Origin of the sequence: Methylobacterium sp. J-067 (genome assembly GCF_022829465.1) — a bacterium.
Taxonomy (GTDB): Bacteria; Pseudomonadota; Alphaproteobacteria; order Rhizobiales; family Beijerinckiaceae; genus Methylobacterium; species Methylobacterium litchii.
The window spans coordinates 24800-49287 of sequence record NZ_JAKSXZ010000146.1 but is presented as its reverse complement, the minus strand read 5'-3'; the positions used below and the strand labels follow the sequence as shown (position 1 = coordinate 49287).

At 69.8% G+C, this 24488-nt stretch carries 21 protein-coding genes and 1 tRNA gene; 7 read left to right on the top strand and 15 right to left on the bottom strand.

Going from position 1 to position 24488, the window contains the following annotated elements; translation table 11 throughout:
* Nucleotides 1-2: 2 nt before the first annotated feature.
* Nucleotides 3-2195, bottom strand: a complete 2193-nt coding sequence (locus MKK52_RS23580) for a GumC family protein (RefSeq protein ID WP_243958518.1) — start codon at nt 2193-2195, stop codon at nt 3-5.
* A 248-nt stretch (nt 2196-2443) separates the two neighbouring features.
* Between MKK52_RS23580 and MKK52_RS23575 the strand changes: the two genes are divergently transcribed.
* The gene (locus MKK52_RS23575; RefSeq protein WP_243958516.1) at nt 2444-3022 is read left to right on the top strand and encodes a polysaccharide biosynthesis/export family protein; all 579 of its coding nucleotides are present in this window, start codon (nt 2444-2446) and stop codon (nt 3020-3022) included.
* Here MKK52_RS23575 and MKK52_RS23570 read toward each other — a convergent pair whose 3' ends face one another.
* Nucleotides 3023-3577 (bottom strand): hypothetical protein, encoded by a 555-nt coding sequence (locus tag MKK52_RS23570; RefSeq protein WP_243958514.1) that lies wholly within the window; start codon nt 3575-3577, stop codon nt 3023-3025.
* Nucleotides 3578-3709: 132 nt separating this feature from the next.
* Complete coding sequence (locus MKK52_RS23565; protein WP_243958512.1) at nt 3710-3958, bottom strand: hypothetical protein; 249 nt, start codon at nt 3956-3958, stop codon at nt 3710-3712.
* A 242-nt stretch (nt 3959-4200) separates the two neighbouring features.
* On the opposite strand from MKK52_RS23565, the gene MKK52_RS23560 reads away from it, so the two are divergent.
* Nucleotides 4201-4416 carry a hypothetical protein gene (locus MKK52_RS23560; RefSeq protein WP_243958510.1) on the top strand — a complete coding sequence of 72 codons (216 nt, stop codon included), beginning with the start codon at nt 4201-4203 and terminating at the stop codon, nt 4414-4416.
* 3 nt (nt 4417-4419) lie between these two features.
* Here MKK52_RS23560 and MKK52_RS23555 read toward each other — a convergent pair whose 3' ends face one another.
* From MKK52_RS23555 to MKK52_RS23540, 4 genes are all read right to left on the bottom strand, one after another.
* Nucleotides 4420-5490, bottom strand: coding sequence for a hypothetical protein (locus MKK52_RS23555; RefSeq protein WP_243958508.1), 1071 nt, complete (start codon nt 5488-5490; stop codon nt 4420-4422).
* 26 nt (nt 5491-5516) lie between these two features.
* The gene (locus MKK52_RS23550; protein ID WP_243958507.1) at nt 5517-8537 is read right to left on the bottom strand and encodes a penicillin-binding protein 1A; all 3021 of its coding nucleotides are present in this window, start codon (nt 8535-8537) and stop codon (nt 5517-5519) included.
* A gap of 341 nt (nt 8538-8878) precedes the next feature.
* Nucleotides 8879-9133, bottom strand: coding sequence for a hypothetical protein (locus tag MKK52_RS27275; RefSeq protein ID WP_243958505.1), 255 nt, complete (start codon nt 9131-9133; stop codon nt 8879-8881).
* A gap of 63 nt (nt 9134-9196) precedes the next feature.
* Entirely contained in the window at nt 9197-10804 is a 1608-nt protein-coding gene (locus MKK52_RS23540; RefSeq protein WP_243958503.1) for a cytochrome C oxidase Cbb3, read from the bottom strand.
* Between the two features lie 143 nt (nt 10805-10947).
* Here MKK52_RS23540 and MKK52_RS23535 point away from each other — a divergent pair, with 143 nt between their 5' ends.
* From MKK52_RS23535 to gyrB, 3 genes are all read left to right on the top strand, one after another.
* The gene (locus tag MKK52_RS23535; protein ID WP_243958501.1) at nt 10948-11592 is read left to right on the top strand and encodes an MBL fold metallo-hydrolase; all 645 of its coding nucleotides are present in this window, start codon (nt 10948-10950) and stop codon (nt 11590-11592) included.
* 5 nt (nt 11593-11597) lie between these two features.
* A complete protein-coding gene (locus tag MKK52_RS23530; RefSeq protein WP_243958489.1) occupies nt 11598-12566 on the top strand; it encodes an aldo/keto reductase in 969 nt (322 codons plus the stop codon).
* Between the two features lie 171 nt (nt 12567-12737).
* Complete coding sequence (gene gyrB / locus MKK52_RS23525; RefSeq protein ID WP_243958488.1) at nt 12738-15182, top strand: DNA topoisomerase (ATP-hydrolyzing) subunit B; 2445 nt, start codon at nt 12738-12740, stop codon at nt 15180-15182.
* 21 nt (nt 15183-15203) lie between these two features.
* Here gyrB and MKK52_RS23520 read toward each other — a convergent pair whose 3' ends face one another.
* Genes MKK52_RS23520 through MKK52_RS23500 form a run of 5 tightly spaced genes read right to left on the bottom strand, consistent with a single transcriptional unit; the run spans nt 15204 to nt 18971 of the window.
* Nucleotides 15204-16517 carry an NTP/NDP exchange transporter gene (locus tag MKK52_RS23520; protein ID WP_243958486.1) on the bottom strand — a complete coding sequence of 438 codons (1314 nt, stop codon included), beginning with the start codon at nt 16515-16517 and terminating at the stop codon, nt 15204-15206.
* Nucleotides 16514-17251: an NADPH-dependent F420 reductase gene (locus MKK52_RS23515; RefSeq protein ID WP_243958484.1), complete on the bottom strand. Its 738-nt coding sequence runs from the start codon at nt 17249-17251 to the stop codon at nt 16514-16516. Before MKK52_RS23515 ends, MKK52_RS23520 begins: the two co-directional genes overlap by 4 nt.
* Nucleotides 17241-18146, bottom strand: coding sequence for an aldo/keto reductase (locus tag MKK52_RS23510; protein ID WP_243958482.1), 906 nt, complete (start codon nt 18144-18146; stop codon nt 17241-17243). Before MKK52_RS23510 ends, MKK52_RS23515 begins: the two co-directional genes overlap by 11 nt.
* A 31-nt stretch (nt 18147-18177) precedes the next feature.
* A complete protein-coding gene (locus MKK52_RS23505) occupies nt 18178-18513 on the bottom strand; it encodes a hypothetical protein (RefSeq protein ID WP_243958480.1) in 336 nt (111 codons plus the stop codon).
* A 29-nt stretch (nt 18514-18542) separates the two neighbouring features.
* Nucleotides 18543-18971: a CHRD domain-containing protein gene (locus MKK52_RS23500; protein WP_243958478.1), complete on the bottom strand. Its 429-nt coding sequence runs from the start codon at nt 18969-18971 to the stop codon at nt 18543-18545.
* A 132-nt stretch (nt 18972-19103) separates the two neighbouring features.
* On the opposite strand from MKK52_RS23500, the gene MKK52_RS23495 reads away from it, so the two are divergent.
* Together MKK52_RS23495 and MKK52_RS23490 are read left to right on the top strand one after the other, a co-directional pair.
* Nucleotides 19104-21071: an OPT family oligopeptide transporter gene (locus tag MKK52_RS23495; RefSeq protein ID WP_243958476.1), complete on the top strand. Its 1968-nt coding sequence runs from the start codon at nt 19104-19106 to the stop codon at nt 21069-21071.
* 94 nt (nt 21072-21165) lie between these two features.
* Nucleotides 21166-21242: transfer RNA gene (locus MKK52_RS23490), tRNA-Met, on the top strand.
* Nucleotides 21243-21311: 69 nt separating this feature from the next.
* Here MKK52_RS23490 and MKK52_RS23485 read toward each other — a convergent pair.
* Genes MKK52_RS23485 through MKK52_RS23475 form a run of 3 tightly spaced genes read right to left on the bottom strand, consistent with a single transcriptional unit; the run spans nt 21312 to nt 24483 of the window.
* Nucleotides 21312-22274, bottom strand: coding sequence for an ABC transporter ATP-binding protein (locus MKK52_RS23485; protein ID WP_243958474.1), 963 nt, complete (start codon nt 22272-22274; stop codon nt 21312-21314).
* Nucleotides 22275-22281: 7 nt separating this feature from the next.
* Nucleotides 22282-23121: a nitrate ABC transporter permease gene (gene ntrB, locus MKK52_RS23480; RefSeq protein WP_243958472.1), complete on the bottom strand. Its 840-nt coding sequence runs from the start codon at nt 23119-23121 to the stop codon at nt 22282-22284.
* 3 nt (nt 23122-23124) lie between these two features.
* Nucleotides 23125-24483: a CmpA/NrtA family ABC transporter substrate-binding protein gene (locus tag MKK52_RS23475; RefSeq protein WP_243958470.1), complete on the bottom strand. Its 1359-nt coding sequence runs from the start codon at nt 24481-24483 to the stop codon at nt 23125-23127.
* Nucleotides 24484-24488: the final 5 nt, after the last annotated feature.

The window sequence follows — 24488 nt, the reverse complement described above, 5'->3', positions numbered from 1 at the left end:
CCTCACGCCGCCTTGAGGTGGAACTCGGGGAAGACGAGTTCCTCGTGCCGGTCGGCCGGGGGCTCGGCGATGGGCCGGTCCTGGGCGATGAGCACCTGACCCGCACCCGCTTCGAGGGCGGTAGCGTAGAGGTCAGCCAGGGTCTCGTCGGCCGGGTCGGCGTTCGAGGCGATCACCACGCTGTCGGCGAGCGTCGCGACGAGGCCCAGGAGTTCGGCGGCCTCCGGCTGCGGGCGCAGGCGGCAGATCACCCACTCGTAGGCCTCGGCCATGGCTTCCAGGGTGAAGGCCAGGGCGCGGGGCTCCTCGAACAGGAGCCCGGCCGGGGCGATGCCGGCGGCGACATGGTGCGCGCCGCCCGGCCCGTCCGCCTGGATCGCCTCCACGAAATCCGCATCGCCGCAGACCACGTCGGTGAAGCCTACCTGCTCCGACGCGGCGTCCGGCCCGGCGAGGTCCACCACGAGGACGCTGCCGTCGCGGCCGAAGGCGCTCGCCAGGGCGCCGGCCAGGGTCGGCATGGCGGCCTGATCGGTCTCCATCAGCACGACCATCCGGCCCTCGGGGGCGCCGGCGATGACCGGACGCCGCGACAGGCGCTCGATGAGGGGCGTCAGGTCGAAGCCGTCCGCAGGTGCGGCGACCGCGACCGGCGCCGCCACCGGGGCGGGCTCGGCCTCCACCACGGGCGTCTCCCCCACCGTCTCGGCTTCGGCGACCGGCTCGGGCTGCGTCTCGGCCTCGATCTCGGTCTCGCTCCCGGCCTCGGCGGCGACGGGCTCGGCCCAGTCCTTGGCCGGCATCGCCTCGGGGAACAGGAAGGGGTTGGCCGCCACGGGAGCGACGGTCTCGGCCTCTTCGTGACGCGTCTCGGGGAGTGCCACCTTGGCGGGCTTGCCGCGCAGGGTGCGGGCGAGCACGCCGCCGAGGCTGAGCAGCAGGGTGAGCAGGGTGACGAAACCGACGATCGGCAGCTTCTGCGGGAAGGAGGGCACGGACGGCGCCACCGCCCGCGAGAGGATGCGGGCCTCGGCCGGTGCGGCGCCTTCGGCCTCGCGGACGCGGCCGAGGGCGGTGTCGAGCTGCTCGCGCTGGATCTTCACCTCGCGCTCCAGGGCGCGAAGCTCGATATCGCCGGCATTGCCCTTCACCATCGTGTCCTGCTGCCCATCGACGGCGGCCTGCAGGCTGGCGACGCGCGCGTCGGCGAGCTTGGCGTCGTTCTCGAGGACGCGCACCGTGCGCTCGGCGGACGTCTTGATCTGCGCGTCGAGGTCTTCCAGCTGGGCCTTCAACTCCTTGATGCGCGGATGCGCCGGTAGGAGCGTCCGCGATTCCAGGGCGAGTTGCGCCCGCACGGTGATCCGGGTCTCGATGGTGCGGCGAAGCATCTCGTTGTTGGCGACGTCGGTGATTTCGTAGGCGCGGCCGTCCTTCAGGAGGTCCTTGATGGCGGCGACGCGGCCGGCGATGTCGGCGCGCTGCACCCGGGCCTGGGCCAGCTGGCCCGACACCTCGGACAATTGCTGCGCCGAGAGGGGCCGCCCGGCTCTCCCCGCGTTGGCGACGAGCCCGTTCTTCACGCGGAAGGCTTCGGCCTTCGCCTCGGCCTCGGCGACCTTGCGGCGGAGGGCGGCGACGGTGCCGTTCAGCGCGGTGGACGCCGAGCGCGCGGTGTCGGCGCGGTCGTCCGTCAGGGACGTGAGGTAGAGCTGCGCGACCGTGTTGGCGGCCTCGGCGGCCAGCGCCGGGTCTGTTGCGTCGAACGCAACGGTGAGGGTCCGCGGCTTGCCGGCGGGGGAGACCGTCAGGTGATCGAAATAGGCGTCGGTCACACGGTCCTCGGCGGGTCGGTCGAACGGGTTCGCCCCGACGCCGAGGAGCATCATCAGCTGCCGCACCGGGCCGATCTCGCCGGCCGTGGCGTCGAATTCGGGGTTGCCCACGAGCTTCAGGCGCTTGATCGCCTCGCGGGCGATGTCGCGGGACGCCATCACCTGGTTCGCCGCCGCCTGCTCGTCGATGGCGGCGCGCCCCGCCGGTTCGCGGCTTTCGAGGACGAGCTGGGTCTCGCCGGTATAGCGGGGCGGGATGACGTTCACGACCACGGCCGAGCCGAGGGCGGCCAAAGCGGTCGGCACGACGACCCAGGGAAGAGATTTGCGCAGGTTGTGCGGGGCCTGCTTGACGGTCACGCCGTCTTCACGCCGTGCCGCCCGGAATGCGGAGGCGGTTTTACGCATTCTGATCCGGGACATGGGCAGCTCTTTACGCAGAAGTGGTCCGGACGGCCTTGAAGCCGCAACCCACATTTGAAAGCGTTAAGGTTGCTTGACCGTTAATCGCGTTGTGAATTCTGTCGAGACACGTTTTGATTGCGTCGGATAGGGTTCGTTAACCTTAACACCGTACCAGCAGTTGCATCGGCATTCACAACACGGCGATGGTGATGAACCGGCGCGCACTTGTCTTCGCACTCGGCACCAGCCTCGCGCTCGGGGGCTGCCTGCGTCCCGACTTTCGGACCAGCGAACTTGACGCTACGGGCACGGGCTCGATCAGCGCCCGCTATACCCTCGCGGCGGGGGACCGCCTGCGGGTGATCGTGTTCGGACAGGACAACCTGTCGAACATTTACACCGTGGACGGCGCGGGCAAGATCGCGATGCCGCTGATCGGCACCGTGCAGGTCGGCGGCCAGACCACGGGTCAGGCGGCGCGGGCCATCGAGGGCAAGCTGTCCTCGGGCTTCGTGCGCGAGCCACACGTTACCGTAGAGATGGACGCCTACCGGCCATTCTACATCCTCGGTGAGGTGACGACCTCGGGCCAGTATGCCTACGTCAACGGCATGACCGTCGAGACGGCGGTGGCCATCGCGGCGGGCTTCAACCCACGCGCCGCCCGCGACTACGCGGTGCTCACCCGCACCACGCCGTCGGGTCTCGTCTCCGGCATCGTGCCGATGACCTACGCGGTGCGCCCCGGCGACACGATCGTCGTCAAGGAGCGCTTCTTCTGATCAGGGCGTCGTCCGCCAGGGGTTGATAATGCGCATTTCCTCCGAGCGGGCGACCTGCGCCTTCGCGTCGGCCTTGGCGGGGGCGGCCTTGCGCATCCGCGCGACCATCCGCCGGGCCTCGTCGGCGGGGAGCACCCCGGCCGGCTGGGTCATGGAGGCGAGGAGCTGGCGCGTCTTGCGATCGACCAGCGCCGATTGCTTCACCGGCTCGAAGTCGCTCATCACGTGCGGACGGCCGGTGCGCCCGGAGAAGACCTGCGCGCCGGTCTTGAACACCACGATGTCGCCGGGCCGCAGGGTCTCGTCCTTCAACAGGGCGGCGGCGGCGCCGTTGCTCATGTCCAGCGGCGTCTGGCGGTCGCTGACGTGGATCTTCACCGGCAGCGCGGCGTAGCGAGTCTTCAGCTTGTGCCGGCCGAAGCCGAGATGCCGTGACCGGGCCACCGGCTGCGCGCCGGGATACGGCATGGCCGCCTGGGACTCCGGCTGCGGCGCAGGCCGCACGCCGAACAGCATTTCAAGGAAACCGCCCTCGGCGGCATGGACCGTCGCCACGTGGGCAGTGGTACATGTAATGATCGTCAATGCGGCGACGCACGCCGCCCTTGCAGTCCGAGATGGCATCCGCCCCGCTCCGGTTGCGCCGCTTCGCCGCTACAACCTAGACGGGTATCGGCTGGTTCCGGCTCAGGCTGGGGCGACCTGCTCGCCCTCGCCGATGCAATCGAGGGCGCGCTCGACGGCCGAGATGGCGTCGAGGAGATGCTGCACCGTGCGCTCGACCTCGAGGGGCGGGCGGCCGGTGGCGGAGGCGCGGGCGCTCACGTCCTCAAGCTGCTCCAGCAGGGTGAGGAGGTCTCCGGCGACGGCGACGACTTCGCAGCGGGCGAGTGTCGCGACGGCCGGACGCGGGCGGAAGGGCAGGACATTGCTCATCGCCAGCCCTTGTCGCCCAAAACCGGGCCTCATTGCCAGGGGGGAGGGCCCCCCGTTCAACACATTGGCCCCCCGCTTAGGCCCGAAAGCGGTGGAGTGGTTTGTTTTCCGTGGCCGAAGAGCCTCGCAGATGGCTCAAACCGCTTCATTGAATGGGAAGAAGCCTTGACGCGATGCGCCGGGGCCTGACCTTGCCGACCTCAGCCGGTTAAGGTCGGCCGCCATTTCCATCGAGGTCCGCGATGCGTCTTCTCCCCATCACCCTCGCCGCCGTCGCGGCCCTGGGCCTCTGCGCCTGCTCCAGCACCGACAGCGGCCGCAGCAGCGGTCTCGCAGAGAGCTTCAGCCTCGACAATTACCGGGCCTCCGGCGACACGAACGGCACGCAGACCCGGCGCGACGTCAACCGCGCCTACACGCAGCCGTCGCTGCCGACCATCGCCAACCGGGGGATGTGAGCCTCAGCGCTTCCCCACCGCATCGGCGAAGGCGGCGATGCGGTTGCGGGCGTAGATCGGAAGGCCGGCGCTGATCGAGGTGCCGGTGTTGAAGGTCGACTTGCCCATCAGCACCTGCGCCGGCAGCAGGTTCTTCAACACCGGCACGCGGGCGTATTCGGCCTTGCGGTCGAGCACGTCGCCCTTGATTGCCAGGGCGACGTAGGCTGTGACGACGGTCTTCTGCGGATCGTTCGGCATCGGCTGGAACACCGCCAGGAACTTGCCGAAGCGCAGGATCTGGTTGACCCAGAAGATCGTCTGTTCGAGCCCGCCGGCCGGCGGGGTCTCGATCTTCGTCAGCGCCGTGAGCGACGCGGCCTGGGCCGGATCGAGCAGGCGCAACTCGCTCTGGAACGAGACGAACTCGGCGATCTTCTTGGCCGAGCCCTCTTCGAGCTTGTTGGCGAGCCGCACGCCGAGCGGCAGCTTGCCTTCGAGGTCGTAGCGCGACTCGATGCAGGCGGAGGCACCCTCGCACCAGGGCTTGTCGGGCCGCTGCGCGAAGGCGGCGGCGGGGTCCTTGGTCGGCGTGACGTCGGCGGGGGCGATCACGCGGTGCTTGATCGCCGGGTCCATCGCCTGCACGAAGCCGAGGTTGGCGAGCGCCTTGAGATCGATGCTCTCGGCCGGGCGCGCCACGACGAAGCGGCCCTCCGCGACATAGACCTTCAGGGTCTCGTGCCGGGGCTTGCTCACCCCGTTCAGCGTCACCGTGTAGTCGGGCTCCTTGTAGCCGGGATAGGGCGAGAGCGCCTGCGCCTCGGCGGGCCGCGCCTTCAGCCAATCGAGATAGGGGATCAGCCCGCTCTCGGCCCCGCCGGCCTTGTCCTGATGGTCGGTGAACAGGATCTCGCCCGGCTTCAGCGACGCCGGATCGACCGCTACCACCGAGGGCACCTCGCGGATGCGGCCGGCGGAGGCCGGGGCGGGCGCGGAGTTGGCGGCGGGCGTCGTCTGCGCCATCGCGGGCGGGCAGGCGGTCCCGAGGCACAGGGCGAGGGCGAGGGCGGCAGAGGTCTGCGGACGCGGCATTGTCATCTCGGACGGGGGATCGGGCGTCAGAAGCCGGGGTCGTCGCCGAACAGATAGTCGGGATCGCGGCGCCGGGGCCGGCGAGGAGCGTCGTCGTCGCCGAAGGGGGAGCGGTTGGTCTGGCCGGGCCAGGGGCGGTACGGGTCCTCCGTGCCGCTGGTGCCGTAGGGGTCGGCGCCGGCCCGGCGGCTGCGCTGCTGCGCCGGCCGGTCGCCGAACGGGTCGAGGAGGTCGGGGCGGGAGCGCTCGCCGGTCATATTGCCGAAGAGGTCGCCCGCGACGTCGGCCCCGTTCTCGGCCCCGGCGAGGTCGCCGTCGTCGGAATCCGGCCGCATGGCGTAGAGCGTTTCGCGGGGCACGAGCTTGTAGCGGGTGTCCGCCACCTGGCCGCCGCCGCCCGTGCGGAAATGCTCGATGAAGCTGGCCGCGCCCGGCGTGCCGCTGCGCGGATCGATGGCGATGTCGGCGATGAGCGGCCGTGCCTCGGGGGAGGGGCCGCGCAGGGGCGTGCGCGGCACGCCGTTCGCCCAGGCCGCCTGGAAGATCGCCCCGGCGATCGGCACGGAGACATGCCCGCCGGTCTGGCCGCGCCCGAGGGTGCGGCGGGTGCCGTCGGCGTTGTCGTAGCCGACCCAGACCACGACGGTAATCTCGTTCGAGAAGCCCGCGAACCACGCGTCGTTCTCGTTCTCGGAGGTGCCGGTCTTGCCCGCCACGCTGTTCGAGACCTTGGCCAAGGCGGCGGCAGTGCCGTGCTGGGTCACGCCCTGGAGCATGGTCTTGAGTTGGTAGAACGCCACCCGGTCGGCCGAGCCGATCCGCACCGGCTCGCGGTTCGGATGGGTGAAGACCGGCTTGCCGTCGCGCTCGACGGATTCGAGGGCGTAGGGCGTCGGCCGCACGCCTTCGTTGGCCACGGCGGCGTAGAAGCCGGCGAGGTCGAGCATCCGCACCGGCTGCGCGCCGAGCACGAACGGGTAATAGGGCTCGCACTCAGCGTAGATCTGCGCTTCGAGGGCGATGTCGCAGACGCGTTTGAGGCTGTCGGGCGCTTTCGGGGCGATGCCACCCTGGAGCAGGCGGGCGGTGACGAGGTTCTTCGAGAATTCGAGGCCCCGCCGCAGGGTGGTCGGCCCGGCGCCGCCGCCCTCGTAATTCTTGGGCGACCAGGAATCGCCGACCCCGCCGATGGGCGGCAGGGTCACGGCGCTGTCGAGCACTAGCGTGTTCGGCTGCAACCCGGCATTGAGGGCGGCGAGATAGGTCAGCGGCTTAAGCGTCGAGCCCGGCTGGCGCACCGATTGGGTCACGCGGTTCAGCTGGCTCATCGGGTAGGAGAAGCCCCCCGCCATGGCGAGGATGCGGCCGGTCTTGTTCTCCAACACCATGGCCGCGCCCTGGACGGTCGGCTTCACGCGGATCTGCGCGCGGGGCGCTCCCCGCCCTTCCGTGAGCTTCACCCGCACTACGTCGTAGGGCTGAAGCTTGCCGCGCGCGATGCCGGGATCGAGGGTCGCCACGCGGCCGTCCTCCAGCCCGACCTTCACCGCGCCCTTGCCGCCGTCGAGGACGATGGCGAGGGGCCAGTGCACGTCGTAGAGCGAGGGCCTCGCGCTCTCCAGCGCCCGCTGCCAGGCGGGCTTGCCGGCGACGAGGGCCGGAGCGGCCTTGCCCTTGCGGGTCGTCTTAGTCGCTTCGGGCTTGGCCCCCGTCACCGCCGGAGCGGCCTGGGGCGAGGCTTCCGGCGCGGTCGCGGCGGATTCGATCCGGCGGACGCTGTCGGCGAGGTTGAGTTCCGGGCCGGTGAAGGTCTGGCGGCCGGTGGAGCGCTCGTAGTTCGCGAGCCCGTCCTGCAACGCGGTTTCCACCGCGCGCTGCAACGGCGCGTTCACCGTCGCCTTCACGGTGAAGGACGCGGAGGTCAGGCTGTCGAGCCCCGCCACGGTGCGGGCCTCCCGCGAGAGGTAATCCACGAGGTAGAAGCCGGAATCGCGCCGGGTGATCTCCACGGGCTTCAGCCCGAGATCGGCGGCGTTGGCCTTGGCCAATTCGGCGTCGGTGATGACGCCCTCTTCCTTGAGCCGCGCGAGCACGTAGCCACGGCGCTCGCGGGCGCGCTCGGGATACTTGTCGGGGCTGTAGAAGTTCGGGCCCTTCGGCATTCCGGCGAGGAGAGCCGCCTCCGGCAGGGTGAGGTCCGAGACGGGCTTCCCGAAATAGCTCTGCGCCGCCATCTCGATGCCGTAGGCGCCCCGGCCGAGATAGATGCCGTTGAGGTAGAGGCCGAGGATCTGCGGCTTGGTGAGGAGCTTTTCCAGCCGCGCCGCGACGATCATCTCGCGGATCTTGCGCTCGTAGGTGACGTCGTCGCCGACGGAGAGGTTCTTCACCACCTGCTGCGTGATGGTGGAGCCGCCGGCCGGGCGCCCCGGCGAGGCGAGGTTGGCGATGAAGGCGCGGATCACCCCGCGCTCGTCGATGCCGTGGTGGCTCTCGAAGCGCTTGTCCTCGGCGGCGATGAACGCCTTCTGCACCAGGGTCGGCACGGCGGTGATCGGCACGACGAGGCGGCGCGCGTTCGGCTCGAAGGTCTCGGCGAAGGGCTTGCCGGAGGCGTCGAGGATGCGGCTCATCCCCGGAAGGGCCTTGTCCCGCAGGGTCTCGGCGGCCGGAAGGTCCTTCGTCGCGTTGTCGTAGAATTCGATGACTGCCTTGGCGTCGAACGGCGAGTTCGGCGGGTCCTCGCCCTTGCAGAACTGCTTGTAGCTCGTATTCAGCTCGTTGAGATCGAGCCCGTGCAGGATCTTCGGCGCCGTGGGGCCGGCGACGCTGGTCGGGTCCTCCATCGCCGTGGAGATCAGGTCGTCGAGGTTGATGTCCTCGATGTCGAAGGCCTTGCGCATGTGGGCGCAGCCGTCGCGCAGGATGCGCACCACCTCCGGCCCGTCCTTGACCGGATCGAACTGCGTCCGCAGCGAATCCGGCCGGGTCGTCACCTGGCTCAGCGTCAGGGCGGTCGCGAACAGCTTGATGAGGATGATGTTCATACAGGCCGGGGCGGCGGGACGCGGGTGTCAGGGGACGTTGGGGAGTCCAGCCTGAACAGGGCGTGCACAACGCGGCTGTTTTATGATGCCAGCCTCCGCGGTGGACCACGGGTGAGACGGGCTTGTGGCCCTGCGCCGCCACGGCTAGTTTCCGCGCCCCGGACAGAAAAAAGGCCACTCCCGAAGGAGCGGCCCGAAGTCTAGGGAGGAAACGCCCAAGAAGGGCAACAGGACCGCGACGCCATCGCGTTCCTGCGATGCAACAAGTACGATGACGCGCCGCAGCAAGCAAGGCTCAGCTCGTCTCGCCGGGCATGCGTGAGTTGCATGGCTCGGCGGTTTCAGGGTGTCGGCACGTCCTCGGTGAGACGGTCGACCGACAGGAGGTAACCCACCAGGGCGTCCCTGTCGGCGGCGGTGAAGCCCGCCTGCTCATCGACCCAGAAGGCGTGGCCCTTGCCCGTGACCCGCGCGGTGCGGGCCTTCTCCGAGGCGGCGTTCGCGGCCACGACCGTCTCGCGCAGCTGCCGGTCCACGAGGGCGCGCAGGCTGTTGGCGGGATCGGCGGCGATGCCCTTGTCCAGGGTTCCCGGCACGCCGAGATCCTTCCCGGAATCGGGCCCGACGCTGACGCCGGAATCGTGCAGGTAGGGCGCCGTTCAGGCGAGGCCGACGAGGTTCGGCACCTTGTATCCGCCCTCCGTCCCGCCCTGGCCCCAGGCGAGCAGCACCTGCGACAGCCGGTCGGCTGCGATGGGGAGGGGCACGAGCTTCGGATCGGCCGGCAGCGGGAACGGCGTGTCCGTGGCGAACATCGCGGGTGGCGAGAGCCGCGCTTCCATCTTGGCGCCCGCGCGGGCGCGGGTCGGCTCCGTGCCGATCTCGGCCTCCGGGATCACCCGATGGTTCGTCAAGGCCGGGCCGGCATGGCAGGCGCCGCAGCCGGCCCGCTCGAACACCGCCTGGCCTTGGCGCGCCGTGGTCGCGTCCACCTTGGCCTGCGGCGGGCGCAGCAGGTTCTGGAAAGCGGACATGGCGTTGTTGGCATAGTTCGCCGGCTCCCCCGGCACCGAGGCGAACAGCCCGTTGTCGGTCATGTAGTTCGTGGCCGGATAGGTCGAGAGCACCGCGTAGCTGTTGAGACCGGGCGAGGCCGGCGTCGGGTCGGCCTCGCGCAGCACCTCGGAGGGGCGGCGTGGGCCGGCGGGGTCGTAGCGCAGCGGGCCGTCGGGGGCGCCGCGCAGGAGGATGCCGAGATAGGTTTCCGGGTCGAGCCCAAAGAGCCAGGGCGCGGCGGCGGCGAGTTGCGTCGTATCGGAATTGGCCGCGTGGACATTGTTGTTGAGCGAGGACAGGCCGCCGAACGGCCCCAGGGTCTCGCGCCCGCTCCAGCTATAGGGCTCGCCATAGGCCGAGAAGCTCGACGGGATCGACGTCGGGTTCGTCACCCGGTCGGCGGAGGAATCGAAGCTGCCCGGCGGCCAGCTCGCCACCTGCACCTTGGTCGCCGCCTCGACGGCCTTCGCATCCGGCAGGGCCGTCCCCTTGGCATCCGCCTCCGGCACACTCGCATGCATGAAGTAGGCGGACGAGTTCTTGGCGAGCGCCATCAGCAGGCCGGCATTGAGGTCGGTGTTGGGCGCGCCCTCCACCACCTTGCCGCTCGCCGGGTCCACCGCCGCGTGGCAGAGGGCGCAGGTGATGCCCATGCGCAGGTGGCCCCGGTCGTAAAAGCTCTTGATGCCGATGATAAAGGCGCCGCCCTTCGGCACGTCGAGGCCGGTCGGGACGCGCTCGCCCTTCCTGTAGGTCTTCGCGCCGATGGTGATGTCGTGGGCGAGCGGCACCTGAAGGTTGGTGGTGGCCCCGCCCTTCAAGGCGGCCACGGCGCGGACCACCTCGAAGGGGGTGATCGCCCCGTCGAGCATCCCCATCACGTCGGTGAGGAACACCTCGTTGCCGAAGGTCTCGCGGTAGAAGGCCTCGCGCCCCCGCGCGACGACCGCCTCATCGATGGCGACCGCGCCGTTCTCCGGCGAGAGGATGCGTCGGCCCTCCTCGGTGCCGCGCAGCCGGTCGGCCTCGTCCCTGGCGATGCGCCGGCCCAGCACGTCGAAGGCGGTGGTGAGCGGCGAGCGGCCGGGATTGGCGAGGTCGGCGGCGTCCGGCATCGGCGCGTAGCTGAACCGGCCGAGCCCGGCGGCAGCGCCAATTCCGACGATGAGGACGGCGCCGGTCAGAGCCAGAGCGGTTCGTTTGCGGCCCACGTCTCGACCTCTTCCAGCAGGCTCGGGAAAACGAGCGCGTGCACAACCGCCGGAGCGCGGGGAAGTTCGGCCGCGCCGGGTGCGGCGGGCGGTCCGGCGCGTTAGAAGGGTGCCCTCCACACGACGATGAACGAGCCCGCCTCATGCCAGGAACGCCCCGCGCCGGGATCATCCCGGTCACGCCTTTTCAGCAGAACTGCACGCTGATCTGGGACGACGCCACCAAGGTCGGCGCCGTGGTGGACCCCGGCGGGGACCTCGACCGGATCCAGGCGGCCATCGCGGAGCAGGGGGTGAGCGTGGAGAAGATCCTCCTTACCCACGGCCACGTCGACCACGCCGCCGGTGCGGACGAACTCCGCGAAAGGCTCGGCGTGCCGATCGAGGGGCCGCACCTCGCCGACAAGTTCCTCCTCGAGTCCCTGCCGGCGACGGCGGCCCAATATGGCCTCGACCCCGCCCGGCCGGTGACGCCCGACCGCTGGCTCGACCAGGGCGACACGGTACAGGTCGGTGAGTTGACCTTCGACATCCTGCACTGCCCCGGCCATTCGCCCGGCAGCGTGGTGTTCGTGAGCCGCGACGCGCGCTTCGCCCTCGTTGGGGACGTGGTGTTCAAGGGCTCCATCGGGCGCACCGACCTGCCCGGCGGCAATCACGAGCAATTGATCCGCGCCATCAAGGAGAAGGTGCTGCCGCTCGGCGACGACATCGCCTTCATCCCCGGCCACGGTCCCACCGGCACGCTCGGCGAAGAGCGCGTCTCCAACCCCTTCCTGCAGGGCTGAACCCCATGGACAAGCGCCGCATCGGCCGCTCCGACCTCACGGTCGCCCCCTTCTGCCTCGGCGGCAACGTCTTCGGCTGGACGGCGGACGAGGCCACCTCCTTCGCGATCCTCGACCGGTTCGTGGAGCAGGGCTTCGACTTCATCGACACGGCGGATGTCTACAGCCGCTGGGCACCGGGCCATCGGGGCGGCGAGTCCGAGGCGGTGATCGGCCGCTGGCTCGCGTCCCGGCCGGGCGCGCGCGACAGGATCGTGCTCGCCACCAAGGTCGGCATGGACATGGGCGAGGCCGGCAAGGGCCTCTCCGCCGCCCATATCGAGCGGGCCTGCGAGGCGTCGCTCCGACGGCTCCAGACCGACCGGATCGACCTCTACCAATCGCATCTCGACGATGCCGAGGTGCCCTTCGAGGAGACGCTGACCGCCTACGACAGGCTCGTCCGGGCCGGGAAGGTCCGGGCCATCGGCGCCTCGAACTACGAGGCCGGTCGCCTGTCGCAGTCTTTGGCGGTCTCGCGGGACAAGGGCCTGCCCCGCTACGAGTGCCTGCAGCCGGAATACAGCCTCGCCGCGCGGGGCTACGAGGCCGAGCTGGAGCCCCTGTGTCGCGCGGAGGAGGTCGGCGTGATCGGCTACTTCTCCCTCGCGGCGGGCTTCCTCACCGGCAAGTACCGCGAGGCGGGATCGGCCACCGGCCGGGCGCGGGAGAACCGGGTCGCGCCCTATCTCAACCCGCGCGGCTTCGCCCTCCTCGACGTGCTCGACGCCGTCGCGCACGACCACGGCGCGAGCCCGGCCCAGGTGGCGCTCGCCTGGATCATCGCCCGGCCCGGCATCACCGCCCCCATCGCCAGCGCGACCTCCGTAGCGCAAATCAACGAACTGCTGGGCGCCGCGCGCCTGACGCTGTCGCCCGACGCCGTGGCCCGTCTCGACGCGGCGAGCGAGGGGGGAATCGCCGAGGCGGCGTAAGCGTCCACAGGCTGCCGAGAACGCGTGCATGGCCGGGTGATCCCCGGCCATAAGTGCGTGCATCGGCAGCACAAAACCCCTATATTGGGCGAACAGGAAGCATGAGCAGGCTGGCGCCTCCGCCGCGTACACGCACAGCGAGAGATGTCCGCCGCCTGCCCGAGGAAGTTCATGGCCGATACACCCGAGACCCAGCCCGCCGAGTACGGCGCTGAATCGATCCGTGTGCTCAAGGGGCTCGACGCCGTCCGCAAGCGTCCAGGAATGTACATCGGTGATACCGATGACGGTTCCGGCCTCCACCACATGGTCTACGAGGTGGTCGACAACGCCATCGACGAAGCGCTCGCCGGCCATGCCGACCTCGTAACGGTGACGCTGAACGCCGACGGCTCGGTCACCGTCACCGACAACGGTCGCGGCATTCCCGTCGATATCCACAAGGAGGAAGGCGTCTCGGCGGCGGAGGTCATCATGACCCAGCTGCACGCGGGCGGGAAGTTCGACCAGAACTCGTACAAGGTCTCGGGCGGCCTCCACGGCGTCGGCGTCTCGGTGGTCAACGCCCTCTCGCAATGGCTGCGCCTGCGGATCTGGCGGAACGACACCGAGCACGCGATGGAGTTCCGCCACGGGGACGCGGTGGCGCCGCTCAAGGTGGTCGGCCCCGGCGGCGGCCGGCAGGGCACGGAGGTGACCTTCCTGCCCTCCACTGACACCTTCACGATGATCGAGTTCGACTATCCGACGCTGGAGAAGCGCCTGCGCGAGTTGGCGTTCCTGAATTCCGGCGTGCGCATCGTCCTGACCGACGCGCGCCACGCCGAGAAGAAGCGCGAGGAACTGTACTACGACGGCGGCATCGAAGCCTTCGTCCGCTACCTCGACCGCTCGAAGAAGCCGATCGACGGCATGACCAACCCGGTGGTGGTCCGCGCCGAGCGGGACGGCATCCGCGTGGAATGCGCCTTCTGGTGGAACGACTCGTTCAACGAGACGGTGCTGCCCTTCACGAACAACATCCCGCAGCGGGATGGCGGCACCCACATGGCCGGCTTCCGCGCCGCCCTGACCCGCCAGATCACCGGCTATGCCGACAGCTCCGGCGTCTCGAAGCGCGAGAAGGTCTCGCTGACCGGCGAGGATTGCCGCGAGGGGCTGACGGCGGTCATCTCGGTGCAGGTGCCGGACCCGAAATTCTCGTCACAGACCAAGGACAAGCTCGTCTCGTCCGAGGTGCGCCCCGCCGTCGAGAACGTGCTGAACGAGGGCCTTTCGACCTGGCTGGAGGAGAACCCGCAGCAGGCCCGCGTGGTGATGAGCAAGGTCGTGCTCGCCGCCTCGGCCCGCGAGGCGGCGCGCAAGGCCCGCGAGACCGTGACCCGCAAGGGCGCGCTCGACATCGCCTCGCTCCCCGGCAAGCTCGCCGATTGCCAGGAGCGCGATCCGTCGAAGTGCGAGATCCTGCTGGTCGAGGGCGACTCGGCCGGCGGCTCGGCCAAGCAGGGCCGCGACCGCGCCTTCCAGGCGGTGCTGCCGTTGCGCGGCAAGATCCTGAACGTCGAGCGCGTCCGGGCCGACCGGATGCTGTCCTCGGCCGAGATCGGCACGCTCATCACGGCGCTCGGCGCCGGGATCGGCCGCTCCTCGACCGACCGGGAAGGCTTCAACCCGGACAAGCTCCGCTACCACCGCATCATCATCATGACCGATGCCGATGTGGACGGTTCGCACATCCGCACCCTGCTGCTCACGTTCTTCTTCCGGCAGATGCCGGAGCTGATCGACCGCGGGCATCTCTATATCGCGCAGCCGCCGCTCTATAAGGCCGAGCGCGGGCGCCGGGCGATCTACCTGAAGGACGAGCGGGCGCTCGAAGACTACCTGATCGAGCAGGGCGTCGAGGGGGCGATCCTGCGCCTCTCGACGGGAGCCGAGTTCACCGGCCCGCAGCTGCGGGCGCTGGTCGATGAGGCGCGCGGCTTCCGCGGCGTCATCCAGGGGCTGCACACCCGCTACGACCGTTCGGTGGTGGAGCAGGCGGTTCTGGCTGGCGCCTTCGATCCCGAACTCGACAACCGCCCGGGCGAGGCGGAGGTGCTGGCGGACATGACCGCCAAGCGCCTCGACCTGATCGCCGACGAGATCGAGCGCGGCTGGCAGGGGGAGGCGGCCGAGGGCGGCTACCGACTGACCCGGACGCTGCGCGGCGTGAAGCAGGTGGCAATGCTCGATGCCGGGCTCGTGACCTCGCAGGAGGCCCGCCGCCTCGCCGAGCGCGCCGACGCCTTCCGGGAGATCTACGGCGAGCCGGTGACGCTCATCCGCAAGACGGACGAGACGGTGCTCCACGGCCCGGTCGGCCTGTTCGAGGCGGTGATGGCTTTCGGCCGCAAGGGCCTGCAACTCCAGCGCTACAAGGGCCTCGGTGAGATGACCGCCCAGCAGCTCTGGGAGACGACGCTCGACCGCGAGGTGCGCTCGCTGCTGCAGGTGAAGGTGAAGGACGCCACCGATGCCGGCGACCTGTTCGTCAAGCTGATGGGCGACGTGGTGGAGCCGCGCCGCGAGTTCATCCAGGAGAACGCGCTCAGCGTGGCGAACCTCGACGTCTGATGCCTGCGCGGGCGGCGGCTCTCACTCGGGCGCCGCCCGTCGCCGCTCCTGCGCGCGGCCGAGCCACAGGCTGTTGAACAGCCACAGGATCGAAAGCGGCACGGCGACGCCGGAGATGCCCGCCGTGCCCAGACCCAGGGCGCCGAGTCCCGTGAAGGACCATGCCCCCGCCTGATCCCCCAGGCGATAGACCACCGTGTCGATGAAGCTCTTCGCCTTGTAGCGGTCCTCGCGCGGCACCACCGTGAACAGCACTTCACGGATCGGCCGGGCGATGGCGAAGTTGCCGGCCCGGCGCAGGACCTGGAACCCCACGATCACGCCGATGGTCGGCGCATAGACCAGCGCCGCGAAGCCGAAGACGCTGAAGACCGGCAGGATCGCCAGCGTCGCCGCCACCCCGAGCCGCCCGACGATCCGTCCGGTGAGGAACAGCTGTACGCCGAGGGTGAGCACGTTCACCGCGAGGTCGACGGTCGCGAAGAAGGCGGTCTGCGATTGCCGGTCAGGGAAGCTGCGCTTCGCGATGCCCGCCTGCTCGAAATAGAGGAATGTCGATGTGATCGAGAACAGCAGCAGGAACACCGCGATGTTCAGAAGGTAGGGCGAGGCCAGGGTGCGGGTGATGCCCGACCAGACGCTGCCGCCGATGGCGGTGTCCCGCGTTGTCCCCTCGTTGCCGCCCCCCGGCACCTCGTGAAGCTGCTGTGCCAGCCGGGCGAGGCCGCGCATCGAGAACACCGCCGCCTCCAGCAACACGACGGCGCAGATCATCAATCCCCACGTCGGAACGTTCTTGGCGAGCCCCGCCGTCGTGGCCGAGCCGGCGATGGCGCCGAGCGTCGCCCCGGCCGCGATGAAGCCGAACAGGCGCCGCCCCTGCTCGTTGGTGAAGACATCGACGATGGTCGCCCAGAAGATCGACACCACGAACAGGTTGAAGATCGACAGCCAGATGAAGAACACCCGGCCGATCCAGACGTCCCAATCCGGCGGCGCGAGGTAGAGCGCGGCGGCGAAGCCGAGGATGTTCAGGGCGAAGAAGCGGTAGGTGAGCGGCACGAACCGCGCGCGGGGCATGCGCTTCACCAGCCAGGCGAAGGGCAGGTTCAGCGTCAGCATACCGACGAGCGTGGCGGTGAACAGCCAGGGCAGGTTCTCGATGCCCCCCGCCAAGCCCATCTGGTCGCGGATCGGCCGCAGGACGTAGTAGGCAGCGAGGATCGAGAAGATGTAGGCCCAGGACCATGCGAGCGCCGGCCCTTCCCCGGGCTGGATGTCGATGAGCCGTGCCAGGGGGCCGCGTTGGGGCGCGGCCGCCTGCCCATCGCTCACTTGGCGAGCCCGAGCTTCTCTTTCAGTTCTGGCGCGGTGACGTCGTGGCCGAAGCCGGGCGAGCCCATGGCGAACTTGTCGGCATCCTTCAGGCCGCCGACCACCACCGGTTCGAAGCCGGCGTCCCGCACGAGGCCCTCGGCCACCTTGAGCGCCTGCGGGTCGTCCCCCGCGATCGGGATCGCCATACGCCCACCCGCGCGGTCCTTGCCGCCGTTGGCGCCGGCCTTGGCGAAGATCTTATAGTTCGCCGCATTGAAGGCCCGGACCAGCTTCGCACCGGGAAAATACTTCGCCGATGTCTCGCCGATACCGTTCTTCTGCGCCTCGGCGTAAAGCTCGCCGTCGCGCCGCTCGGTCGCGTTGCCGGCATCGAGCACGACCTTGCCCTTCAACAGGGGGCCGACCTCCTTCGAGAGTTCGGGATAGGCCTTGTAGGGTACGGCCAGGAACACCGCGTCGGCGAATTTGATCGCCTCCTCCGGCGTGCCGGCCTTCGCCTTGGCGCCGAGTTCGTCCACGAGGGGCTTCAGGTTCTCGGGGTGGCGCGAGGCGAACATCACCTCGTGCCCGTCCTTCACCCATAGCCCGCCGATCGTGCCGCCGATGTTGCCGCCGCCGATCACGCCGATCTTGATTTTGCCGCCGGATTCCTGCGCCAGCGCCGGGCTTACGGTAAGCGCGAGGGCGCCGAGGACGAGCGCCGCGCGGCGCGAGAGCATGTCAGAGCGCATCGATGAAGGCCTCCATCTGCTTGCGCTGTCCGGCATCGGGCAGCGGGTCGTGGGCGGCGCCGAGGTTGTCCTCGACGTAGGACGCCTTGGCCATTCCGGGGATCGGGCATGTCACCGCCCGGTGGCCGAGGACGTATTTCAGGAAGAATTGCGGCCAGCTCCGGCAGCCGATCTCCCTCGCGACGGGCGGGAGTTCCTTGCCGCGCACCGCGTTGAACAGACGATCCCGTCCGAAGGGCACGTTGATCATCACCGCGATGCCCTTGTCGGCGGCGAGCGGCAGGATGCGCTCGGCGGCGGCGCGGTTGTCGATGGCGTAGTTCACCTGCACGAAGTCCAGCGGCTCGGCGCGCATCACCGGTTCGAGCCCGTCGAACTGGTTGTCCCGCCAGACGGTGACGCCGACGTAGCGAAGCTTCTTCTCGCCCTTCAGGTCGCGCAGGACGGCGAGATTGTCCTTCGTGTCGATGAGGTTGTGGACCGCCACCAGATCGAGGTGGTCCGTGCGCATGCGCTGGAGGGAGCGGGCGAACTCGGCCCGCGTCTCGTCGCGGCCCCTGGTGTCGACCTTGCTCGCGAGGAAGACCTTGGAGCGCAGGTCGCCCTCGGAGAGGATCAGGCCGAGCACGTCCTCGGCGGTGCCGTAGCTCGGCGCCGTGTCGATGACCGTGCCGCCGAGCCTCACGAAGGTCTCGACCGCTTCGCGCAGAGGCTTCACCGGCTCCGGCGCCGGCTCGACCTCGTAGCGGCGCGACGTGCCGATGCCCATCGCCGGCAGCATCTCGCCGGAGGAGGGGATCGGCCGGCGGATCACGCCGGGCTCCGCGGCGGCCTCGCGGAGCGCGACCGGCGCGAGGGCGGCGGCGCCGAGGAGGGTGCGGCGAGACAGGGGCATCGGGCTCGTCCTTCTGGCGAGAGGGGCCGTGTCAGTCTTCCTCGGGCGGGTCCTCGAACTCGGCACCCTCGGTGTCGGGGGCGATGCGGAAACGGTACTCGTCGATGGCGAGGAAGGCCCGGTGCGCGGCCTGGACGTCGATCCCGTCGCGGACCACAAGGGTTTGGAAGTCGATGAACAGGCGGGCGATGCGCCCCTCCTCGGTGAGCGTGGCCAGCGCCGACGAACTCGCCCCGGCCCGCATGGCGAAGCGCTTGGCGGCCTCCGCCTCCGCCAGCGGCAGCACGACCACCTGCCCGGCGGTCTCCGGCCGGAGGTCGGCCCAACGGGCCGGCGTCCAGGCGATAATGGCCTCGAGTTGCTTCATTGTTTCGGGCGTCTCGCGTGGGGCCGGGCTCAGCGCGCCGGCTCGACCTGGCCGCGGAGCTCGCCCTTCGGGTTCGCCGCGGTATGCAGGTTGAAATACATCTTGCCGCCTTCGAGATCCGCCGCCTTGGCGTCGTCGAGGGTCGCTTCGCCTGAGAACGGGCTCGCCTTGGCATCCACCGGGACCAGCACCCCCGCGTTCTCGCCGGCCTTGGCCGGGCCGTGGAAATGCGCCGCCGTCACCGGGCCGGTGAGGCCGCTGTAGCTGCCCTTCCAGCTCAGGCGCTTGGAGGCGGCATCGTAGGTGGCGGTCACCTCGCCCGTGCCCTTCGAGCCCGTGGGGGGGACCTCGCCCGCGCCGGTGAGTTGGGCGCTGAAGCGGCCGGCATCGGCCGCCTGGGCGCCGGAGGCGGCGAGGAACGCGAGGGCGAGCCCGAACAATGCGGTGCGGTGGGTCATGGCAGTCTCCCGGGGTCCCCCACGGGACCCGCCCTGGCAGATAGGGGAATCGGCCGCCGTGGCCATGACATTGTCGCGGCGGCCCGGACGTGATGTCCTTCCGGTGTCACGAAGGGCGACCGACGGGAAGCGATGGACGCGAGGAACGAGATCGCCACGGCGGGCCGCCATGGCCGCGAGATCACGGTGCGGGGCCTCGTCCTCGGCGCGGTGATCACCGTCGCCTTCATGGCGGCCAATGTCTACATGGGCCTGAAGACGGGGATGACGTTCTCGTCCTCGATCCCGGCGGCGCTGCTGTCGATGGGCGCCCTGCGGCTGGCGGGCGGCGGCATCCTCGAAAACAACATCGTGCAGACCCAGGCTTCGGCGGCCGGGACTTTGTGCAACGTCATCCTCGTCCTGCCCGGCCTCGTGCTGATCGGCTACTGGCAGGGGTTCCCGTTCTGGGAGACGAGCCTCGTCTGCCTCATCGGCGGCTGGCTCGGCGTCGCCTTCTCGATCCCCCTGCGGCGGGCGCTCGTCACCGGCAGCAACCTGCCCTACCCGGAGGGCATCGCCGCCGCCGAGGTGCTCCGCGCCGGACATACCGAGGCGGGGCGGGGGGGCCTCTCCACCCTGCTTGCCGCCGCCGCCGGCTCCGGCCTCGTCGCGTTCCTCACCAACGGGTTGCGGGTGCTGGCGGACGGGGTGCTGACCGCCTTTTCCATCGGCGGCGCCGCGTTCAGCATCGGCAGCGGGTTCTCCCTCGCCTTGATCGGGGTCGGCTATCTCGTCGGCATCGGCGCGTGCCTCGCGCTGCTCACCGGCGTCGCCATCGCCTGGGGCCTCCTCGTGCCGCTTCTCACCGCCTTCGGGCCCGTCGCCGGGGCGAGCCCGGGGGAGGCGGCGCAGGCGGTCTGGTCGGGGCAGGTCCGCCTCGTCGGGGCGGGGATCATCGCGGTCGGCGGGTTCTGGACGGTCGCAGCCCTGGCGCGGCCGATCCTCGCGAGCATCGTCGCAGCCGCCGCCGCGGCCGGTCGCCCCGTCCGCGACCTGCCCCGGCAGGAGCGCGACCTGCCGATCCGCTGGGTGGGCCTCGGCACGCTGCTCCTCACCCTGCCGCTCGCGTGGCTATTCATGGGGTTCAGCACGGCGGCCGGGCTGTCCGGCCCGGAGGCGGCGGGGGTGACGGCGGCCTGCGTGCTGTTCTGCCTCCTGTTCGGGGCCGCGATGGCGGCGGTGTGCGGCTACCTCGCCGGCCTGCTCGGCTCCTCCACCAGCCCGATCTCCGGCATCGGCATCCTCTCGGCGATGGTCGGGGCGCTGGCGGTGCCCCTCGTCGTCGGCTCCACCGCCTCGCCCAACATCCAGCGCTTCGCCATGGCGGCGGTGCTACTCGCCGCCTCGGTGGTGGTGACGGCCTCCTCCATCGCCAACGACAACCTGCAGGACCTGAAGACCGGCCAGCTCGTGGACGCGACGCCCTGGCGCCAGCAGGCGGTGCTGCTGCTCGGGGTGGCGGTGGGCTCGGTGGTGATCGTGCCGCTGCTGTCGCTGCTCTACAACGCCTACGGCTTCGTCGGCGCGCTGCCCCGGCCGGGCATGGACCCGCGCGAGGCGCTGGCGGTGCCGCAGGCGGCCCTCGTCACGCAGATCACGCAGGGCATCGTCCACGCGACGCTGCCCTGGCCTATGTTGCTGCTCGGCGGGCTTCTCGGCCTCGTGGCGGTGGGGCTGGAGGTGGTGCTGAAGCGGCAGGGCTTCAGCTTCCCGGCGCTGACGGTCGGGATCGGCATGTACCTGCCCCTGTCCGTGGAGATGACGATCGGCCTCGGCGGTATCCTCGGGTTCGCCTGCGAGCGGGTGCTGCGGCGGCGCGATCCCGGTGCGCTCGAGCCGTCCCGGCGCCGGGGCGTGCTGATCGCCTCGGGGCTTCTGGTCGGCGAGAGCTTCGTCGGCGTCGGCCTTGCGGCCATCGACGCCGCCACCGGGCGGACGGGCTCCCTGTCGCTGGCCGGCTCCCTCGGCAGCGGCACGGTGCTGTGGCTCGGCCTCGTCACGTTCGGCCTAGGGCTCGGCGCCATCGCCGCCGCCCTGACGCGCCCGCGCACGATTTGAACCGGAACCGCCATGCGCCCCGTTGACACCGAGCGCCGCCTCTTCCTATACCGCGCCGGTCGCACGCAGCCCCTACGGGGCGGCAGCGTATTGGGGCGGGGTAGCTCAGCTGGTTAGAGCAGAGGAATCATAATCCTTGTGTCGGGGGTTCAAATCCCTCCCTCGCTACCAATTCAGCAACCCCGCTAAGCCCTTAGCGGGGTTTTTGTTTGCGCGCGCGGCAGGCCGGCGGTGGCGGGATCAGGCCCGCAGGGCCGGCTTCTCGGCGGTGATCGCGGCGGCGTCCGCCTCGCTCAGGGACGGGCGCACCACCGGCGGGTGCATGGGATCGTAGCCCTCGGGCATCGCGTCCCGCAGGGTGCGGGAGCGCGTCACGAGGAAGTCGATCAGGTGGTTGCGCAGGGCGTAATAGCCGGGCGCGTGGTGCAACTGCGTCCGGTCCCGGTCCTTCGGCAGCGGGTTCTCGACGATCTCGGCCACCTTCGCCTCGGGGCCGTTGGTCATCAGCACGATCCGGTCGGCGAGGTAGATCGCCTCGTCCACGTCGTGGGTGATCATGAACACCGTCTGCCCCGTCTCGACGCAGATCCGGCGCACCTCGTCCTGCAACGTGCCGCGGGTCAGCGCATCGAGCGCCGAGAAGGGTTCGTCCATCAGCAGGATCTTGGGCTCGATGGAGAGCGCGCGGGCGATGCCGACCCGCTGCTTCATGCCCCCCGACAATTCCGAGGGCCGCTTGTGCTCCGAGCCCGCGAGGCCGACCGTGGCGATGGCCTTCCGGGCCCGCGCCTCGACCTCCGCCCGCTTCGCCTTTCGCCAGCGCGAGGAGACCGCGTAGGCCACGTTGCCGAGGACGCTGCGCCAGGGCAGCAGCGCATGGCCCTGGAAGATCACCGCCCGGTCGAGGCTGGTGCCCGCGATGGCCTGCCCGTCCACGATGACGACGCCCTCGCTCGGGGCCTCCAGCCCGGCGAGGATGTTCAGCACCGTGGTCTTGCCGCAGCCGGAATGGCCGATCATGCAGACGAACTCGCCCCGCCGCACCGGCAGCCACAGGTTCTCGAAGATCGTGGTCTGCTTGCCGCCGGGGGCCGGATAGCGCCGGGCGATCCCCTCGATGGAGATGAACTTGTCAGACGAGGTCGTCCGGCGGGTCTCGGCCACGGGGCGGGCCTGCCGCGCGAAGGGCAGAAGCGTGCTCATGCGGGCCTCATTCGGGGAAGGTGACGAGGGCTTGCGCGCGGGCCAGCAACTGGTCGAGCACCATGCCGACGAGGCCGATCACCAGGATCGACGTGATCACATCGGTGATCGACAGGTTGTTCCACTCGTTCCAGACGAAGTAGCCGATGCCGGTGCCGCCCACGAGCATCTCGGCGGCGACGATGACGAGCCACGCGATGCCGATGGAGATGCGCATCCCCGTCAGGATCGTCGGGGCCGCCGCCGGCAGGATCACCGTGAAGGCCCGGCGCACCGGCCCGACTTCCAGGGTGCGGGCGACGTTGAGCCATTCCTTGCGCGTGCTGGATACGCCGAACACGGTGTTGATCAACATTGGCCAGAGGGCACAGATGAAGATCACGAAGATCGCCGAAAGGCTCGAATCCTTGATCGTGTAGAGGGCGAGCGGCATCCACGCCAAGGGCGAGACCGGCTTCATGATCTGGATGAACGGATCGAGCGCCCGGCTCATCAGGGGCGACATGCCGATGAGGAACCCCACCGGGATCGCCACCAGCACCGCTAAGCCATAGCCCAGGGCCACGCGGCCGATGGAATAGGCGAGCTGGATACCGATGCCCTTGTCGTTCGGCCCCCGGTCGTAGAACGGGTCCTTCAGGTGCTTCCAGATCGTCGCCCCGACATCGAGGGGGCCGGGCATGGCCGACTTGCCGGTGGTGGCGGTCTCGCCCATCAGGGCCGCGTATTCCGGGTCCATGGCTTCGGTCTTGCCGACGCCGCTCACCGCGATCTGCCAGCCGAACAGGGCCAGGGCGAGGATGATCAGCGAGAGCGCCCCGGCCCTCAGCGTCAGCGAACGCTGCATGGCTCAGCTCGCACGCTTGATGGCGAAGGATTCGAGGTATTCCTTCGGCTTCGACGGATCGAAGGTCTTGCCCATCACCACGAAGGTCTTGGTGGTCGTCTCCGGGGGCGTCATCCCATCCTGGCGCATCAGCTTGGCCGCGTCCGTGGCGCGGTAGACTTGGCGAGCCACCGCCGCGTAATCGATATCGCCCTTGATCTGGCCCCAGCGCTTCATCTGCGTCAGCGTCCAGATGGCGAAGCTCTCGTAGGGGAAGGGATCGAAGGCGATCCGCTTCGGGTCCTTCTTCACGCTGCCGAGCCCGTCCGCGTAGGTGCCGGTGAGGACCTGCTCCACCACCGTCACCGGCTGGTTCAGGTAGTTGGCGGGGGCGATGGCGGCGGCGATCTCCTTCCGGTTCTCCGGCTTCGAGGCATAGGCGGTGGCCTGGAGAACGGCGCGTAGCAGCGCGGCCGTGGCGTTGGGCATCTCGCGGATCGTGTCCTGCGCCACCGAGAAGGAACAGCAGGGATGCCCGTCCCAGATCTCCTTCGACAGGATATGGATGAAGCCGACCCCGTCGTAGACCGCCCGCTGGACCAAGTTGTCGGGGGCGAGGAACCCGTCGATGTTGTCCGCCCGCAGGTTGGCGACCATCTCGGGCGGGGGCACGAGGCGCAATTGCACGTCGGTGTCGGGATCGATCCCATGCTCGGCCAGGTAGTAGCGCAGCAGGTAATTGTGGTTCGAGTAATCGAACGGGATCGCGAGCTTGAAGCCCTTCCAGTTCTTCGGGTCGCGGTTGTCCTTGTGCTTGTTGGCGAGGCAGATTGCCTGGCCGTTGACGTTCTCGATGGCCGGAACCGCGAAGGGCACGGGGTTCGAGCCGAGGCCCAGGGTCAGGGCGAGCGGCATCGGTGCCAGCATGTGGGCGGCGTCGTATTCCTTGTTCAGGGTCTTGTCGCGCACCACCGCCCAGCCGGCGGTCTTCACGACATCGACGTTGAGCCCCTGCTTCTCGTAGAAGCCCATGGGCTTGGCCATGATGATCGGCGTGGCGCAGGTGATCGGGATGAAGCCGACCTTCAGGTCCGTCTTCTCCGGCTTGCCCGCCTCCGCGAAGGCCTCGGCGACGAAACGCGTCGGCAGGAACTGGTTCACGGCCGCTGCCGCCGTCGCGAGGCCGACGCTGCGCAGGAAGGCCCGGCGCTCGGCGGCGTACGGGAACAGCGCCCGCATCATCGTCGCCTCCACGGCCTGCGTGATGGCGGCATCGCCCGAGGGAAGCGCCGCCTCGTGGGTGGCCTGATCCGCATGGCCACCGCAGGAGCAACCGCCCCGAAGGCGACGCGGGGTGCCGAAGGGATTATCGAACAGGGCCATCGCGA

Bases quoted from the DNA above. Each gene is read 5' to 3' on its own strand.
- MKK52_RS23575 (WP_243958516.1), top strand. From the start codon at position 2,444: ATGGTGATGAACCGGCGCGCACTTGTCTTCGCACTCGGCACCAGCCTC.
- MKK52_RS23565 (WP_243958512.1), bottom strand. From the start codon at position 3,958: ATGAGCAATGTCCTGCCCTTCCGCCCGCGTCCGGCCGTCGCGACACTC.
- MKK52_RS23560 (WP_243958510.1), top strand. From the start codon at position 4,201: ATGCGTCTTCTCCCCATCACCCTCGCCGCCGTCGCGGCCCTGGGCCTC.
- MKK52_RS23555 (WP_243958508.1), bottom strand. From the start codon at position 5,490: ATGCCGCGTCCGCAGACCTCTGCCGCCCTCGCCCTCGCCCTGTGCCTC.
- MKK52_RS23550 (WP_243958507.1), bottom strand. From the start codon at position 8,537: ATGAACATCATCCTCATCAAGCTGTTCGCGACCGCCCTGACGCTGAGC.
- MKK52_RS23535 (WP_243958501.1), top strand. From the start codon at position 10,948: ATGCCAGGAACGCCCCGCGCCGGGATCATCCCGGTCACGCCTTTTCAG.
- MKK52_RS23530 (WP_243958489.1), top strand. From the start codon at position 11,598: ATGGACAAGCGCCGCATCGGCCGCTCCGACCTCACGGTCGCCCCCTTC.
- gyrB (WP_243958488.1), top strand. From the start codon at position 12,738: ATGGCCGATACACCCGAGACCCAGCCCGCCGAGTACGGCGCTGAATCG.
- MKK52_RS23515 (WP_243958484.1), bottom strand. From the start codon at position 17,251: ATGCGCTCTGACATGCTCTCGCGCCGCGCGGCGCTCGTCCTCGGCGCC.
- MKK52_RS23510 (WP_243958482.1), bottom strand. From the start codon at position 18,146: ATGCCCCTGTCTCGCCGCACCCTCCTCGGCGCCGCCGCCCTCGCGCCG.
- MKK52_RS23505 (WP_243958480.1), bottom strand. From the start codon at position 18,513: ATGAAGCAACTCGAGGCCATTATCGCCTGGACGCCGGCCCGTTGGGCC.
- MKK52_RS23500 (WP_243958478.1), bottom strand. From the start codon at position 18,971: ATGACCCACCGCACCGCATTGTTCGGGCTCGCCCTCGCGTTCCTCGCC.
- MKK52_RS23495 (WP_243958476.1), top strand. From the start codon at position 19,104: ATGGACGCGAGGAACGAGATCGCCACGGCGGGCCGCCATGGCCGCGAG.
- MKK52_RS23485 (WP_243958474.1), bottom strand. From the start codon at position 22,274: ATGAGCACGCTTCTGCCCTTCGCGCGGCAGGCCCGCCCCGTGGCCGAG.
- ntrB (WP_243958472.1), bottom strand. From the start codon at position 23,121: ATGCAGCGTTCGCTGACGCTGAGGGCCGGGGCGCTCTCGCTGATCATC.
- MKK52_RS23475 (WP_243958470.1), bottom strand. From the start codon at position 24,483: ATGGCCCTGTTCGATAATCCCTTCGGCACCCCGCGTCGCCTTCGGGGC.